This window comes from Mycetocola tolaasinivorans (assembly GCF_003667565.1).
Classification (GTDB): domain Bacteria; phylum Actinomycetota; class Actinomycetes; order Actinomycetales; family Microbacteriaceae; genus Mycetocola; species Mycetocola tolaasinivorans.
Window position 1 is genome coordinate 380,120 of record NZ_RCUX01000003.1, and the last position, 14,919, is coordinate 395,038.

General features: G+C 67.1%; 16 protein-coding genes. 3 read left to right on the forward strand and 13 right to left on the reverse strand.

Annotated elements, in window-relative coordinates:
* The first annotated feature begins 66 nt into the window (after positions 1-66).
* Both D9V32_RS05360 and D9V32_RS05365 read left to right on the forward strand, forming a co-directional pair.
* Positions 67-984, forward strand: coding sequence for a 3-methyladenine DNA glycosylase (locus tag D9V32_RS05360; protein ID WP_121647861.1), 918 nt, complete (start codon positions 67-69; stop codon positions 982-984).
* The gene (locus tag D9V32_RS05365; RefSeq protein WP_121647862.1) at positions 968-1,882 is read left to right on the forward strand and encodes an AraC family transcriptional regulator; all 915 of its coding nucleotides are present in this window, start codon (positions 968-970) and stop codon (positions 1,880-1,882) included. Before D9V32_RS05360 ends, D9V32_RS05365 begins: the two co-directional genes overlap by 17 nt.
* Before the next feature lie 195 nt (positions 1,883-2,077).
* Here the strand turns inward: D9V32_RS05365 and D9V32_RS05370 are convergent, their stop codons facing one another.
* A complete protein-coding gene (locus tag D9V32_RS05370; protein WP_121647895.1) occupies positions 2,078-2,926 on the reverse strand; it encodes a polysaccharide deacetylase family protein in 849 nt (282 codons plus the stop codon).
* 135 nt (positions 2,927-3,061) lie between these two features.
* On the opposite strand from D9V32_RS05370, the gene D9V32_RS05375 reads away from it, so the two are divergent.
* Positions 3,062-4,264, forward strand: a complete 1,203-nt coding sequence (locus tag D9V32_RS05375; RefSeq protein WP_121647863.1) for an aminotransferase class V-fold PLP-dependent enzyme — start codon at positions 3,062-3,064, stop codon at positions 4,262-4,264.
* Positions 4,265-4,339: 75 nt separating this feature from the next.
* On the opposite strand, the gene nusB is transcribed toward D9V32_RS05375, so the two are convergent.
* From nusB to D9V32_RS05435, 12 genes are all read right to left on the reverse strand, one after another.
* Positions 4,340-4,759 (reverse strand): transcription antitermination factor NusB, encoded by a 420-nt coding sequence (gene nusB / locus D9V32_RS05380; RefSeq protein ID WP_030143465.1) that lies wholly within the window; start codon positions 4,757-4,759, stop codon positions 4,340-4,342.
* Between the two features lie 2 nt (positions 4,760-4,761).
* Positions 4,762-5,325, reverse strand: coding sequence for an elongation factor P (gene efp, locus D9V32_RS05385; protein WP_030143464.1), 564 nt, complete (start codon positions 5,323-5,325; stop codon positions 4,762-4,764).
* Between the two features lie 106 nt (positions 5,326-5,431).
* Positions 5,432-5,875: a type II 3-dehydroquinate dehydratase gene (gene aroQ / locus D9V32_RS05390; protein WP_121647864.1), complete on the reverse strand. Its 444-nt coding sequence runs from the start codon at positions 5,873-5,875 to the stop codon at positions 5,432-5,434.
* Positions 5,876-5,894: 19 nt separating this feature from the next.
* The gene (gene aroB, locus D9V32_RS05395; RefSeq protein WP_121647865.1) at positions 5,895-6,980 is read right to left on the reverse strand and encodes a 3-dehydroquinate synthase; all 1,086 of its coding nucleotides are present in this window, start codon (positions 6,978-6,980) and stop codon (positions 5,895-5,897) included.
* Positions 6,977-7,510 carry a shikimate kinase gene (locus tag D9V32_RS05400; RefSeq protein ID WP_245982065.1) on the reverse strand — a complete coding sequence of 178 codons (534 nt, stop codon included), beginning with the start codon at positions 7,508-7,510 and terminating at the stop codon, positions 6,977-6,979. The genes aroB and D9V32_RS05400 overlap by 4 nt, the downstream gene beginning before the upstream one ends.
* On the reverse strand, positions 7,503-8,723 hold the full coding sequence (gene aroC, locus D9V32_RS05405) for a chorismate synthase (protein ID WP_121647866.1): 1,221 nt from the start codon (positions 8,721-8,723) through the stop codon (positions 7,503-7,505). The genes D9V32_RS05400 and aroC overlap by 8 nt, the downstream gene beginning before the upstream one ends.
* An 88-nt stretch (positions 8,724-8,811) precedes the next feature.
* Entirely contained in the window at positions 8,812-9,681 is an 870-nt protein-coding gene (locus D9V32_RS05410) for a shikimate dehydrogenase family protein (RefSeq protein ID WP_121647867.1), read from the reverse strand.
* Positions 9,681-11,105, reverse strand: a complete 1,425-nt coding sequence (gene mltG / locus D9V32_RS05415; protein ID WP_183086188.1) for an endolytic transglycosylase MltG — start codon at positions 11,103-11,105, stop codon at positions 9,681-9,683. The genes D9V32_RS05410 and mltG overlap by 1 nt, the downstream gene beginning before the upstream one ends.
* A gap of 2 nt (positions 11,106-11,107) precedes the next feature.
* Entirely contained in the window at positions 11,108-11,587 is a 480-nt protein-coding gene (gene ruvX / locus D9V32_RS05420; protein ID WP_121647869.1) for a Holliday junction resolvase RuvX, read from the reverse strand.
* The gene (alaS, locus tag D9V32_RS05425; RefSeq protein ID WP_121647870.1) at positions 11,584-14,244 is read right to left on the reverse strand and encodes an alanine--tRNA ligase; all 2,661 of its coding nucleotides are present in this window, start codon (positions 14,242-14,244) and stop codon (positions 11,584-11,586) included. Before alaS ends, ruvX begins: the two co-directional genes overlap by 4 nt.
* 42 nt (positions 14,245-14,286) lie before the next feature.
* Positions 14,287-14,490 carry a hypothetical protein gene (locus D9V32_RS05430; protein ID WP_121647871.1) on the reverse strand — a complete coding sequence of 68 codons (204 nt, stop codon included), beginning with the start codon at positions 14,488-14,490 and terminating at the stop codon, positions 14,287-14,289.
* Between the two features lie 184 nt (positions 14,491-14,674).
* The coding region (locus tag D9V32_RS05435; protein ID WP_484197684.1) for a ribosomal protein uS4 family protein at positions 14,675-14,919 on the reverse strand (245 nt) is incomplete at its 5' end.

Sequence of the window (14,919 nt, forward strand, 5' to 3'; positions counted from 1 at the left end):
TGGAACATCGTCCACTCCCCCGGCATCGCGCGCGCTATGCCCCCGGTGGCGGCGTAGACTCGAGGGATGCCCACCGTTTTCGATGCCTCCGCACCGGCGCGCCTCGCTCCCGGCGCGCAGACCGAGCGCGAGCGCGCTCATGAGCTGCGCGCGGATGCCCTCACCGAGGGGTGGCGTGCGCGCAGGCAGAGCGGCGAAAAGCACGCGATCGAGGACTTCCTGTTCACCTACTACCCGATCAAGCCGAGCATCCTGCGTCGCTGGCATCCGGGCGTGGGCGTGTCGATCGAGTGGCCCGAGAATCGCGAGCTCCCCACCCGCTATGTGCGCCTCGGGGATGGCTCGATCACGGTGGACACCGCCTCACTGCTGCGTGATCGCGCGCGCCTGATCGACTTTGTCGAGTTCCTGCTGACCCGCACGCAGGAGCGCGCCGCGCGCTTCGACTGCTTCGGGCTGCACGAGTGGGCCATGGTTTATAAGCAGGATCCCGAGGAGATTCGCCACTCGGCCGTGCCGCTGCGCCTCACCCCTGCCGAAACCGACGCCGTGGTGGAGTCTCACCGGGTGGGCTGCTCACACTTTGACGCCTACCGGTTCTTTACCCCGGAGGCCGAGCCGCTCAACCGGCTCTCCCTCACCCGTGAAAACCAGCCGGAGATGGAGCAGGCCGGGTGCCTACACGCCGGGATGGACCTGTACAAGTGGATCGCGAAGCTTGGCCCGCTCGTGCCGGGCGAACTGCTGCTCGACGCGTTTGAGTTGGCTCGGGATATCCGCACCCTGGACATGCAGGCCTCGCCGTATGACGTGTCCTCCTACGGGCATGCGGCCGTAGCCATCGAAACCGATGCGGGCAAGGCCGAGTACGTGCGCGCCCAGCGCGGTTTCACCGAGCGTTCGAACGCGATGCGCGAGCGGGTCCTCGCGGTGATCGCGGCGGCGCGGGCCACCGACGGGGGCGTGCGTGTCGGGTCGGCGTGAGGCGTGGGCCCGCACGTTTGATGAGCTGGATTTCTTCGCCGCTCGTCTGACCGTGCACGGCTCGCGGGCTCTCGCGGCCAACACCGCGCTGGCCAACTACCTGCGTGCGGCAAACATTGTGCTGCATGAGCTGGATGACAACGCACCGCTTCGGCTGCGTCTCGCCCAGTTTCCGCAGCTGAGCTTTGTGCGCGTCGCAATGCCCGCCATTCGGATGGAGTGGCCGCGGGACTCCCAGTCGGTGGACCGCGCGGCGATCATCGTCATTCTGGGCGGCCGGATGAGCATTCGCACGGACGGCGTGGTGCTCGCCCGCGAGCCGGGGCTCTACTACGTTCCCCCGGGTACCGAGCCGCTCTGGATCGACGTACTGGACACCGATAATGAGGTGCTCTACATCAGCCTCCCCGCGGGGCTGGTGGCGGACATCCCGGCCGCCGCACAGAGCGACTGCGTTCCACCGCTGGATCCCTCGCTCATCGCTCCGATCCTCGCGTTTACGACGGGGCTGTTCGCGGTGGATCCCGAGCAGGCCGCGCACACCGCCCCACTGCGCCTGATCGCCGAGGAGGTCACCCGCTCGCTGGTGCGCATGATCAGCGGCGATGCTCCCGACTCGCGTGATCCGTATGCCCGCGCGATCGAGCTGATCACCGTCGAGTATCACTCGCAGGCACTGCGCACGGCGGAGATCGCGCGGCGTCTCGGGGTCGCGCCCCGCACCCTGCAGGCCGAGTTCACCCGCCGCGGCGAGACCGTCAGCGGCATCGTGCGCGGCGTACGCGTGCGCGAAGCCCGCGCGCTGCGGCTCGCAAACCCCGCGCTGAGCATGGCCGAGGTTGCCCACGCGACCGGCTTCGGTTCGGAGTCGGCCCTGTTTCGGGCGCTACGCGACTAGCGGGTGCCACCTCCAGCGCACACCGAACGGTCACTTCGCGCAGGGACGCTGCCGATTCGCGCAACGACCGGGCGGGGCGGTGCCGGTGGCCGCTAGACAGGATAGTGAGGTTCACAGCCCTAGAACGGGCGGGCATCCCACCCGAGCGGCATCGCCGCGGATGCCCGCTCTCAGGCCCCTGTCCCGATGCCGGCGCTAGCTCTGATAGATATCGCGCAGCGTGACGGTACGGAGTCCTCGCTCCTGCACGATCTTCTCCAGCTGGTCGAATACCTGAGTGACGGGCGCATGGTTGGCGTGGCCGATCACGATGTGGCCGGGGAGGAACCACTGGTTTGCGAAGCTCACCACCTGGTCGGGCGTGATCAGTCCCGAGTCCGAAAGCGAGCCGTACCAGAGCACGGGCACCGTGTAGCCGATGCTCGCGGCCACGGCGTCGGTGTGCGCATTGTGGAAGCCGAACGGCGGGCGGTAGTAGGGTTTGGCACTCACGCCGAAGGTCTTTTCGATGAACTCGTCGTTTTTCGTGAGCTCATCCCTGATCTGCTGGTCGCTGATCTTGGTGAGTGCCGGGTGATCCCAGGTGTGGTTGCCGATCTGGATCTGGCCGGACTGCACCAGCGGTCGCAGCTTGTCGGCGACCCTGGTCCAGGACGGATACTGCCCGTTGATGAAGAATGTCAGTCGGGTGCCGGTGCGCTTTGCGAAGTCCACATAGGCGTCCACCACCTCGGGATCGGCGCCGTCATCCACGGTCCAGGCGAGGTAGTTTCCGCCCTTCGGCAGCCCGGTCAGGGTTCCCGGCGGCAGCGGCACCTTCGTCGTGGGCAGCGGGAGCTGTGCGCTCGGCAAGCCCGAGGGATCCCCCGACGGCGAACCGCTCGGAGACTGCGACGGTGAGTGTGATGCACCGTGCGAGGACGGAGTGCTCGCGGAGGCGGAGGGTGAGGCATCCCAGCCATCGGGATGTACCGCGCAACCGCCGGTGACCAGAAGCACCGCGGCAAGGACCCCGGCAACGGACAGGGCGGAAGTGGTTCGCATGGTATGAGCGTAGGCGGCCACGATTCGACTCTCCGTCATCTCAAGGAAATCCTCAGTTATCGTGTCGCGGGTGCACTACCATCGTCGAAGATGAGTCGCGGACCCGCGCGATCGCCGTCATACTCGGGAGTCACCGTGACCCAGCCCATTTTCACCGCCCTCACCCTTCGTGACGGCTCCCTCGCCCGCGATGCGTGGACCTTCGCCCCCGGGGTGGTACCGCTCAATCATGGCTCGTTCGGCGCGGTTGCCGACCCGGTAATCACCGCGCAGCGGGCCCTGCAGGTGGAGGCGGATCAGAGTGCCGTGGGCTGGTTCCCGCATCTGCCCGCACGCACCCGGGAGGCGCGGGAACGCGTGGCCGGTTTCGTGGGGGCCGACCCGGGTGACACCGTGTTTGTGCCCAATGCCTCGGCCGGGGCCACGGTGGTGTTCAACGCGCTCCGGCTCTCGCCGGGTGATGAGATCCTGGTCACCGATCACGGCTATGGTGCCGTGACGCTCGGCGCCCACCGCCTGGCGCGGCGGACGGGGGCACGCGTGACCACCGTCGCGATCGCGCTGGACGCCGGCGATGCGGACGTCCTGGCGGCGTTTGCCGCGGCGATCGGTCCGCGCACCCGCCTGATCGTGGTGGATCAGATCTCCTCCGCCACGGCCCGACTCTTCCCCACCGCCGCGATCACCGCCCTCGCCCATCGGCACGGCGCCCGCGTGCTGGTGGATGGCGCACACGCCCCCGGCCTCATCGCGGATGCCGCCCGGGTCGCCGGTGGCGACTGGTGGTTCGGCAACCTGCACAAGTGGCCCGCGGCCCCGCGCGGCTCAGCACTGCTGGTCACGACCGCCGAGGACCGTGACGACCTCTGGCCGCTGATCGACTCCTGGCACTCGGAACTCCCCTATCCCGAACGCTTCGACATGCAGGGCACCCTCGACATCACGCCGTACCTGGCCGCACCGATCGCCGCGGAGTGGATCGAACACACCTTCGGCTGGGATCAGGCCCGCGCCGCGATGGAGACCGGGGCCGAGGCCGCCGCGGAGATCGTCGCCGCCGCGATGCAGCCCGTTGTCGAGGGCGCGGCACGACCGCGGGTGGCCTCACCCGCCCCCTCGATGCGTCTCGTACGCCTGCCTGGCACGCTCGGGGCCACCCGCGAGGAGGCCGACGGCCTGCGCGAACGCCTGTATGCCGCCACCGGCATCGAGTGCTCCTTCACCAGCTTCCGCGGCGTCGGCTACGTGCGCCTCTCGATCCACCTGTATACGACCCCGGCCGACCTCGACGCCCTCATCGAGCGGGCGATTCCGCTGCTGGTGGAGTGGTCACGCTAACGCTAGCCTCCCCCATCAACAACAAGCGGCGGGTGACACGTTTTCACGTGTCACCCGCCGCTTGTGTACGGGGTGCTAGCTGACGGCGTTTGCCTGGGCGATCTTGCCCAGCAGGCCGTTCACGAACCCGGCGGAGTCATCCGTCGAGAACTGCTTGGCGGCCTCCACGGCCTCGTCGATCGCCACGGCGACCGGCACCTGCGGGTTGAACAGCATCTCCCAGACGCCGATGCGGAGGATCGCACGATCCACCACGGGCATCCGGGCGAGGGTCCAGCCCTGCGCGTAGGTTTCCAGCTGCTCGTCAATTTCGGCGGCGTGATCAAACACGCCGTCCACGATCTCGCGAGCGTACAGCCACGATGCTTCACGCGCGGGTTCGTGCGCGGCGCGCGCGGCCTCGGCGGTCAGGATCACGTGGATCGGCTGATCGCGGACGTCCGCGCCGTACAGCATATCGAGTGCCCGCTTGCGGGCTTTAGTTCTGGCGCTCACTACTAGTCGTTCACGCGGCCCAGGTAGTCACCGGTGCGGGTGTCTACCTTGACGCGGGTGCCGCTCTCAACAAACAGCGGGACCTGGATCTCGTATCCGGTCTCGATGGTTGCCGGCTTGGTGCCACCGGTGGAACGGTCGCCCTGCAGGCCCGGGTCGGTGTGGGTGATGGTGATCACCACGGAGGCGGGGAGGTCAACGTACAGCGGGTTGCCGTTGTTCAGGGCGATGGTGACGGCCTGGTTCTCGAGCAGGAAGTTCGCTGCGTCGCCCACGACGGCGGCGGGAACGTTGATCTGGTCGTAGTCGGTGGCGTCCATGAAGACATAGGCGTCGCCATCGGCGTACAGGTAGGTGAAGTCGCGGCGGTCGACGCTCTCGAGCTCGATCTTGGTGCCGGCGTTGTAGGTCTTGTCAACGGTCTTGCCGGAGACGACGTTCTTCATCTTGGTGCGCACAAACGCGCCACCCTTGCCCGGCTTGACGTGCTGGAAGTCGATTACGGTCCAGAGCTGTCCGTCAATCTTGAGGACAACGCCGTTCTTGATGTCAGCGGTAGATGCCATGAAAAGCGGTTCCGTTCAGTTAAAAAAGGTACGATCGGGTGCGACCGACCCACCCATCTTAGTAGACGCGCCATGAACCTTCAAAGAACGGCGCGCGCTGGCTCGCCTAGCGGCCCGAGAACGCGGTCAGCTGGACGAGGGCCAGGCGGTACGAATCGAAACCAAAACCGGCGATCACACCGGTCGAAACGGCCGAAATCACGCTGGTGTGACGGAACTCATCGCGCGCGTGCACGTTCGAAATGTGCACCTCGATCAGCGGCACTCCGGGCTCCTTCAGCAGCGCGATGGCATCGCGCAGCGCAAAGCTGTAGTGCGTGAGGGCACCCGCATTGAGGATCACCGGGGTACCGGTATCGACGGCCTCGTGAATCCACTCGACGAGCTGACCCTCGTAGTTGCTCTGCCGCAGATCGATCTCGACGCCCTCGGGCGCATCCTCATTCAGGATGCGTTCGAGGTCGGCGAGGGTACCCGAACCGTACACCTCGGGCTGGCGGGAGCCCAGGCGGTTGAGGTTGGGGCCATTGAGGACAAGAATGCGCGTCATGATCGCAGACTACCGGATCCTAGGACCCGATCTCCTGATATGCGGCGAACAGCAGCGAGGTTTCCGGTGCGGTCAGTACGCTGGGCTTGCCGATGTCATCCAGCACGATGAAGCGCAGCATGCCAGCACGCACCTTCTTATCGCGCTGCATGGTGGCCAGCAGCGTGGCCCAGCGGCCCACCGGGTAGGTGGTCGGCAGATCCAGCGAGTCAAGGATGCGACGGGTGCGGTCCACGGCCTCATCCGACAGGCGGCCGGCCAAACGCGAAAGCTCAGCGGCGAAAACCATGCCCACCGCCACCGCGGCACCGTGACGCCACTGGTAGCGCTCGGCATGCTCGATGGCGTGACCCAGGGTGTGGCCGTAGTTGAGGATTTCGCGCAGGCCCGCCTCACGGAAGTCCTCTCCCACAACGCGCGCCTTCATGTCGATCGACAGCTCGATAACCCGGCGGAACTCGGCGGTCTCGGGGTTCGTCGCGGCAAACACGTCAGCCTCGATGATGTCGAGGATCTCCGGGTAGTAGATAAACCCGGCCTTGACGATCTCGGCAAAGCCGGTCAGGATCTCGTTACGCGGCAGGGTATCGAGCACCGCGAGGTCCGCGAAGACGGCCGAGGGTGCGTGGAACACACCCACCAGGTTTTTCCCCTCGTTGGTGTTGATTCCGGTCTTGCCCCCCACCGCGGCATCCACCATGGCGAGAACGCTGGTGGGCAGCGAGATGAGCTTCACGCCGCGCAGCCAGGTGGCCGCCACGAAACCGGCGAGGTCGGTGATCGCGCCGCCGCCGAAACCGATCACGGCATCGGTGCGGGCAAAGTCTGCCTGGCCGAGGATCTGCCAGCAGAACGCCGCCACCTCGACACGCTTCGCGGCCTCGGCATCCGGCACCTCGGCCAGCAGAACCTGGTAGTTAGCGGCCAGGGTTTCGCGCAACTCGGCCGCGCGGGCCCCCAGGGTCGGCGGGTGCACGATCAGGACCTTCTGCACGCCATCACCCAGCACCGCGGGGATGCCGGCGTAAATGTCGCGCCCGATGAACACCGAGTAGTCACCCTGCGGCGACGAAACGGGAATCACGGTGGGTTCGGACGTGCTCATGAGTTCTCCTTAGCCCAGGCGGCGATCTTGCCACCCAGGGCGGTGATGTGTCCGGCGGAAGTATCGAAGCGGATGCTCGCAACCTCCTCATACAGGGCCCGACGCTCGTTGAAAATGCGTGACCAGGCGTCGGGGTCGTTCTGCACCAGCGGGCGCTTGCCCCCGCGCAGACGGCCGCGCACCACGCGCTCGGAAACGGTCAGGTAGATCGTGGGAAGCTCGCGCAGGGTCGCCCGGGTGTCGGCATCCAGTACCGAACCTCCGCCAAGCGACACCACGGCGGGCTCACTCAGGGCCTGGGCCACGACCTCGCGCTCGATCGCGCGGAAACCCTCCTCGCCCACGCGGGCAAAGATTGCGGCGATCTCGCCGTGCTGGGCGACGATGCGCTGATCGGTATCGATGAACGGACGATCCAGATCGCGCGCCAGGCGGCGACCGATCTTCGTCTTGCCCGAACCCATCGGCCCCACCATTGCGATGGTCAGCGGACGCTGCTCATCCCCCGGCACGGACTGCTCGCTACTCACCTTCGGCGAGCTCCGCGTTCGAGGCGTCGGCGGTGTGCAGGTTCGCGGCCAGGTGTGCGCGGTAGGCGTCGAGGTTGCGGCGGGTCTCAACGATCGAGTCGCCACCGAACTTCTCCAGCACCGAGTTGGCGAGCACGAGTGCGACCATGGCCTCGGCCACCACGCCGGCGGCGGGCACGGCACAGACGTCCGAACGCTGGTGGTGGGCCCCGGCGGCCTCGCCGGTCGCGGTGTCGACGGTGCGCAGCGAGTGCGGCACGGTCGCGATCGGCTTCATGCCGGCGCGCACGCGCAGCACGGTACCGGTGCTCATGCCACCCTCGATGCCGCCCGCGCGGTCGCTCGAGCGCACGATCACGCCGTCCTCGATGAACAGCTCATCGTGGGCCGCGGAACCGCGCCGACGGGTGGTTTCGAAACCGTCACCGATCTCCACACCCTTGATGGCCTGAATACCCATGATGGCCTGTGCCAGCTGGGCGTCGAGGCGACGGTCCCAGTGCACGTGCGAGCCCAGCCCGGGCGGCAGGTTGTAGGCGAGCACCTCAACAACGCCACCGATGGTGTCGCCGTTCTTCTTGGTGTCATCCACCTCGGCGACCATCTTCGCCGAGGTCTCGGCGTCGAAGCAGCGCAGCGGATCGGCGTCCAGCGCATCAACATCGCCCGGCAGGGGCAGGGCGGTGCCGTCCGGAACCCGGATCGGACCGATCGCGATGGTGTGTGAGACCAGCTCAACACCCAGCTCGTTCAGGAACGACTTAGCCACGGCACCGAGGGCCACGCGGGCCGCGGTCTCGCGGGCACTCGCGCGCTCAAGGATCGGGCGCGCCTCGTCAAAGTTGTACTTCTGCATGCCCACCAGGTCGGCGTGACCGGGGCGCGGGCGGGTCAGCGGTGCACCGCGACCCCGCGACATGTCGGAGAGCTCGACCGGCTCGGGGCTCATGACCTCGGTCCACTTGGGCCACTCGGTGTTCCCCACGCGCAGCGCAACCGGGCCACCCAGGGTGAACCCGTGACGAACGCCACCGGAAACGTGCAGCTCGTCGGCCTCAAACTTCATCCGGGAGCCACGTCCATAGCCGAGCTTGCGGCGGGCGAGGTCCGCCCGAATGGCGTCCATCGAGACGGGGACGCCGGCGGGCAGTCCCTCAACGATTGCGATCAGTTCCGGGCCGTGAGACTCTCCGGCGGTGAGCCAACGAAGCATGGCACCTATCTTTCCATAGTCGCGCGGGGGCCGCGCATCAACATCTTGGGCCGGGGCACGGGTGTGCACTCCGGCGAAAAACCGCTGGCTAGGGGGTGGGCGCCACGGGTATCCGCAGCCCCACCGCCGCATACATCTCGGCGAGGACCGCGGGCTCATCCGGCAGCGGGAGGGCGGGATCGTGTCCCACAAAAATCCGAACCTGGACGAGCGCCTGACGGACCAGCATCTCCAGTCCACTCACCACGATACCGCCTTCGGCGACCCACTCGCTCGCGAGCGCGCTGGGCCAGGGCGAATACGCGACGTCAAACAGCACGGTTCTCGCGCGCAGTTCCGCGGGGAACATGATCCCGGATTCCGCCCCGCCCGGGAGCGTGGAGATCACCAGGTTCGTGCGAGCGGAGGCCGCGAAGGCGTCAAACCCCGCCACCGTGAGGTCGATTCCGAGGTGGGTCGCGATCGGCTCGAGGTGTGCGGCCTTCTCCGGCGTACGGGCAAACACGCGCACGTGGGTGGCTCCCAGCCGGGCGGAGGCTACCAGCGCACTCGCGGCGGTGGCACCGGCACCGAGGATGTCGACGCCGCCCTGGGGCAGCACTGACTCCCCTACGACCCCGCGCACCGCGTGCGCAATGCCCGCGATATCCGTGTTGTACCCGCGGGGGTCCTCGCCGGGCAGAAAGAGCAGCGTGTTGACCGCACCGGTGAGAATCGACTCGTCATCGCGGACACCGGCCAGGCGAAACGCCTCACCCTTGAGCGGCATCGTGAGCGAGAGACCACGCCAGCTCTCATCCCGCGCGTGCACGATCTCGGCAAGCTCTGCCTCGTGCACCTCGCGGCGGCCGTAGGCCCAGTCATCGAGCCCCAGCCGGGCGTAGGCCGCGCGGTGCAGCTCGGGCGAGCGGGAGTGCTCGATCGGCGCGCCAAATACCGCGAGGTTGACGGGGGCCACTAGCAGCCCCTCCCCGGGTTTGCCGAACACCAGTCGCGCAGCTGCTTGACCGCCGCGGTGTGGTCGGCATCGTTCGTGGTGAACACGGTTTCGCCGGTATCGAGGTTGATCGTCACGAAGAACAGCCAGTCGCCCTCGGCCGGGGATACCGCGGCGACGATCGCATCGTCACCCGGGTTGCTGATCGGACCGATCGGCAGCCCCTGGCGCTCATAGGTGTTCCAGTCGTTCTGATCCCGCAGTGACTCGGCCGAGGACCAGACCGAGCCGTCCTTCTGCCCGGTACCGTACTGCGCGGTGGAGTCCATCTGCAGCTTCATGTTTGCGGCGAGGCGATTCTGAATGACCCGCGAAACCTTTGCGAAGTCCTGCGGCTGCCGCGCCTCGCGCTGAATGATCGAGGCGATGGTGAGAACGCGCTCATACTGATCGGCGGGCACACCCGCCTCGTTCAGCGACCGCTTGGTGCGATCCACCATGGTCTGCAGGGCCTTCGTCGGCGTGGTGCCCGCGGGGAACGTGTAGGTGCGCGGAGACAACCAGCCCTCGAGGGTCGGCGCGTCGGCGGGAAGGCCGAATGACGCCGGGTTTGCGGCGGCGGCCTCAACCTCGGCCAGCGGCACCTTGAGGGCATCCGCCAGGCCGGGCAGGATCGTGTGTCCGGTATCGCCCTCGCGAACGAGCAGCCCACCCTCGAGGCGGTTTCCCGGGTTCTGCAGCGCCGCAAGCGCGGAAACCGCGCTCATTTCCTTGCGCATCGAGTAGAGACCCGGGTGGAAGACCGGCTCGTTTCCGCCCCGCACCAGGAGCTGATAGAAGGCGTCCACCGAGGCGGTCACGCCGGACTTGTAGAGCGTGCGCGCGATCGCGGTACCGTTGTCACCATCGGCGATGGTCACGGTGACCTGGCCGGTGCCGTCACCGTCATAGTCCTTGACGTCCAACGAGGAGAACCGATCGATCAGGGGCCCGATCACCGGGCCCAGCGTGACCGCGCCGATGCCCACCAGGGCGGCCACCACCACGACGCTAATCGAGGTGATGATCAGGGCGCGCCGGCCGCGGCGGCGCGGCTTTGCGGAGCTCTTTGCGGTGCTCTTCGCGGTTTCGGTATGGCGAGCCAGGGCGGCCTCGGCCTCGGCGCGTCTCTGCGCCCGGGTCTCGGCAATCTGTGCCTGCTCGCGAGCCTCACGCCGGCTGGTGGGCGCGGGAAGAATGGGTTCGGGCTGGAGGAGGGCCCGTTCGTGCTCCGCGATCGCATCGCGGTTGAGCTCGCCGGTGAGCTCGGAGAAGGCGGCACTGAGGTGGTCGCCCGTCTCGTGTTCTCCGGGGGAAATGGGGGGCTGCCCCGCGGCGGCCTCGTGCTCGGGCTGATCGCCCGGCACGAGCCGCTCGGGGAACTTGTGGTTCTGGGGGTCGGTCACCGTCAGGCTCCTTCGTTGACGAGCACCGGTTCTCCGGGGGCGCTGCCCCGTCCGCGCTCGGTATCCAGGGCGTGCTGCAGGATGATCACGGCCGCAACCTGATCGATCACCCCGCGCGACTTCTTTTGGGAGCGTCCCACCCCGCGCATCGCCGCGTGGGCGGTGACGGTGGAGAGGCGCTCATCGACCAGGCGCACCGGGGTGCCGAGGCGCGCGAGCGCCTCGGCAAATCCCACGGCGTCTTCGGTCGAGGGGGTGCGGTCGCCGCTCAGCGAGAGCGGCAACCCCACCACGATTTCAAGCGGTTCCAGCTCGGCAATGTGCTCGCGAATCTTCGCGATGTCACTGCCATCCTCGGCGCGTGCCACGGTTTCGACCGGGGTAGCCAACAGACCGTCGCGGTCGCTGCGGGCTACCCCAATGCGGGCCTTGCCCACGTCAATACCGAGCCGCACACCGCGGCGGAAACCCTCGTGGGTCACGCGCGTCCGATCTGCTCGGTGATCGCGGTCAGTGCGGCGGGGATCGCCGAGACGTCCTGACCACCGCCCTGCGCGAGGTCCGGCTTTCCGCCGCCACCGCCGCCGAGCACGCCACTCGCGAGCTTGACCAGCGCACCGGCAGCCACACCGGCGTCGCGAGCGGCCTGGTTGGTGCCCACGATGATGACCGGACGGCCGGAGACCTCGGCGGCCAGGGCCACCACGGCGGCCTCGGCACCCAGGCGCTCACGCACACCGGTCACGAGCGAACGCACATCGTCGCCCGAGGCGACCGAACCGAGGTTCTGGGCGATCACGCGAACCTGACCGGCAACCTGGGCGGTCTCGATCAGTGCGGGGATCTTCTCGGCGAGGGCCTTGGCCTCGAAACCGGCGATCTTCTTCTCGGCAGCCTTCAGACCGGTGACGAGCTCCTGGATCTTCTCCGGCAGCTGCTCCCGCGGGGTCTTCAGGCTGCCCGTGATCTGCTGCACGAGCGCACGCTCGGCGGCCAGCTCACGGAACGCCTCGCGGCCCACAAGGGCCTCGACACGGCGGTTGGTCGAGCCGACCGAGGACTCGCTGATGAGGCTCACCAGACCGATTTCGGCCGAGGAACGCACGTGCGTTCCCGCACACAGCTCGCGCGACCAGGCACCGTTGATGTCCACCATGCGGACGCGGTCGCCGTACTTCTCGCCGAACAGCGCCATCGCACCGAGCTCGCGCGCCTCGTCGAGGCCGAGCACGCGGGTGATGACCTCGTGGTTACCGAGGATCGCGTCGTTGGCGATGTCCTCGATCTCGCTCTTGGTCTCGGCCGAGAGGGCCTGGTTCCAGGAGAAGTCGAGACGCATGTAGCCGGCCTTGTTGTACGAACCCGACTGGTGGGCGTCCTGGCCGAGGGTCTGGCGCAGCGCGGCGTGCACGAGGTGCGTGCTGGAGTGGGCGCGAGCGGCACTCTGGCGGTAGTCGGCATCCACGATCGTGGTGGCCTCGTCCCCGACGGCGACGGTGCCCTGATCGATCAGTACGGTGTGGCTCACGAGACCCTTGACCGGACGCTGGACATCCAGGACCTCGGCCTCGAAGCTCGAGCCCACGATGCGGCCCTGGTCCGAGTCCTGACCACCGGATTCGGCGTACAGGGTGGTCTCGGCGAGGATCAGTTCGGCGGTCTCGCCGGCCTTCGCGGCGGGTACCGAGGCACCGCCGACGATGACGCCGATGACCTTCGAGCCGGTGATCAGCTCGTCATAGCCGCGGAAGTCGGTCTCGCCCTGCGCGCGGAAGTCACTGTACACGGAGAGATCGGCCAGGTGGCCCTTCTTGTTCTTGGCATCGGCCTTGGCGCGCGAGCGCTGCTCGCTCATCGCCTGGTCGAACACCGCGCGGTCCACGCGGAGGCCGGCCTCCTCGGCGATTTCGAGGGTCAGATCGATCGGGAACCCGAAGGTGTCGTGCAGCAGGAACGCGGTCTTGCCACTCAGGGTGGTGTTTCCGGCCGCCTTGGTCTCGGTGAGTGCGGCGTCGAGGATTTCGGTACCGCCGGCGAGGGTGCGGAGGAAGGTCTCCTCCTCAGCGAAGGCGACGCGGGAGATGCGCGACCAGTCGGTCTCGATCTCCGGGTAGGAGGCCTTCATCGCATCGCGGGACACCGCGAACAGCTCGGGGAAGCTCGCGGCCTCGTAGCCCAGCAGACGCATGGCGCGTACCACGCGACGCAGGAGGCGACGCAGGATGTAACCGCGGCCCTCGTTCGACGGCGTCACGCCATCGGTAATCAGCATCAGGGAGGAGCGCACGTGATCGGCAATGACGCGCAGGCGCACGTCGTCCTCGTGGTTCACGCCGTAGGCGCGGCCCGAGAGCTCGGCGGCGCGGTCCAGAACCGGACGCACCTCGTCGATCTCGTACATGTTCTCGACGCCCTGCTTGATGAACGCGACGCGCTCCAAGCCCATGCCGGTGTCGATGTTCTTCTTGGGCAGCTCACCCTTGATGGTGAACTCGGTCTTGGACTTGACGTCCGAAACCAGGTACTGCATGAACACGAGGTTCCAGATCTCGACGTAGCGGTCGTCGTCGGTGGCGGGGCCGCCGTCGATACCGTAGGCCGGGCCGCGGTCGAAGAAGATCTCCGAGCAGGGGCCGGCGGGGCCGGGCTGGCCGGTGGACCAGTAGTTGGTGTCGGCGTCGAGACGCTGGATGCGCTCGGCGGGCAGGCCGGCGATCTCGGTCCAGTACTGGATGGCCTCGTCGTCGTCCTTGTATACGGTGACCCAGAGGTCCTTCGGGTCAAAGCCGAGCTTGCCATCCTCCTCGCTGCCGGTCAGGAACTCCCAGGCGAACGTGATGGCGTCCTTCTTGAAGTAGTCGCCGAAGGAGAAGTTGCCGTTCATCTGGAAGAAGGTGCCGTGACGCGGGGTCTTGCCGACCTCCTCGATGTCCGAGGTGCGGATGCACTTCTGCACGCTCGTGGCGCGGTCAAACGGGGCGGGAATCAGCCCGGTGAAGTAGGGCACAAACGGAACCATGCCGGCCACCGTGAACATCAGCGTCGGATCGTCGCTGATCAGCGAGGCGGAGGGAACTACGGTGTGGCCGCGCTCGGCGAAGAAGTTGAGCCAGCGCTTGCGAATTTCGGCGGTTTTCATGGGTCCGTTCTACTGTCGTTGGGGTGGGAAGGGTCCGACGACTTATTTGGTGGTGGTACTGACGTCGCTGTCCTCGCGAAGCTCGGCCTCGCGCAGCTTGTACGAGTCGGCGACAATGTCACCGAACTCGCGCATCCGGCCGTCGAGCTCGGTAAAGAACCGACGACCGCGGGTGGTCTTGTTCACCTCGTGGGCGACAACAAATCCCGCGGCAATGCCCGCGAGAAAAATGAGGAAGTTTTTCACTTGAATCTCCGAAATCATGAGGGTGAGTGGGCAACCACCCCACAATCTTAGTGCGCGGAGATGGCAATACGCGGATCAAACGCTGCACGTCGCGTCCGTGTGTAGAGATTGCGGGAAGAAATCCCGGGTACCAAAAGCGGGGCCACGGTAAACCGTGACCCCGCAAGAGGTGTATGGGTACTAGTTAGCGGGCTGCGTAGTACTCAACAACGAGCTGTACTTCACAGGTCACGGGGACCTCAGCGCGCTTCGGACGACGCTCCAGGCGAGCCTGCAGCTTGTCGATCTCTACGTCCAGGTAGGCCGGAACCTTGGGCAGGACATCCTGGTGACCGCCAGCGGCAGCAACCTGGAAGACCTCAAGAGCCTCGGACTTCTCCTTGACGTGGATGGTCTGACCCGGCTTCACGCGGAAGGACGGGCGGTCCA